Source organism: Dactylosporangium sucinum, assembly GCF_014647515.1.
GTDB lineage: Bacteria > Actinomycetota > Actinomycetes > Mycobacteriales > Micromonosporaceae > Dactylosporangium > Dactylosporangium sucinum.
Window position 1 is genome coordinate 1 of the sequence record NZ_BMPI01000210.1, and the last position, 756, is coordinate 756.

1 protein-coding gene is annotated in these 756 nt (G+C 70.0%); it reads right to left on the reverse strand.

The genetic code is table 11. The features are described from left to right. Positions 1–71: 71 nt before the first annotated feature. The gene (locus IEZ31_RS55880; RefSeq protein WP_190258306.1) at positions 72–647 is read right to left on the reverse strand and encodes a DoxX family membrane protein; all 576 of its coding nucleotides are present in this window, start codon (positions 645–647) and stop codon (positions 72–74) included. Between the last annotated feature and the right edge of the window lie 109 nt (positions 648–756).

The window sequence follows — 756 nt, forward strand, 5'->3', positions numbered from 1 at the left end:
GACGGCCGCCAGGAACGCGAAACCCGGGGGGCCGGCTGGTGGCCGGCTCCCCGGGTGTGGGTGGGTGTTGTTCAGATGAGCCAGCGGTTGCGCTGGACGAGGGGGAGTTTGGCCCAGGCTCGGCCGAGGCCCCAGGTGTGGCCGGCGTAGGCGGCGGCGAGGGCGATGAGGACGATGGCGTAGATGATGTGGTAGTCGGTGAAGGGGTTGGTCGAGGCGGTGGCGGTGGGTGGGAATTCGGCGAGCCACATGCCGGTCATGAGGAGGGTGCCGGCGGCGGCGGCGATGCGCAGGCCGATGCCGGCGAACAGGGCGATGCCGATGCCGAGCAGGGCGAGCATGAACAGCCAGTTGGCGTACCAGGTGCCGGCGATGGTGTGGAAGAAGCCTTGCAGGGGGCCGGTGTCGACGTTGGCGAGGAAGCCTTTGGTGGGGTTGCCGCCGTGGATCCAGGCTTTGGCTTCGGGGGTGCTGTAGCCGAGGCCGAAGGTCTTGTCGGCGAAGGCCCAGAGGAAGACCGATCCGGTGGCGTAGCGCAGGACCGCGAGGGTCCGCGCCGCCGTCTTCGTGAGCATGCTGCCCGGGGCTTCGACGTGCTCGAGGTGGTTGACCCGCTGGCTGACCTGGTGGATGTGGGCGGTGCTCATCGTCGGCCTCCTGCCGCGTTCCCTTGGTGACACCACCATCGTCATCCCGGGACCGCGCCGGCGGCCGGTGCCGAACCTCCCCGATCGCCCGGGACCGAAGTCCCCTCCC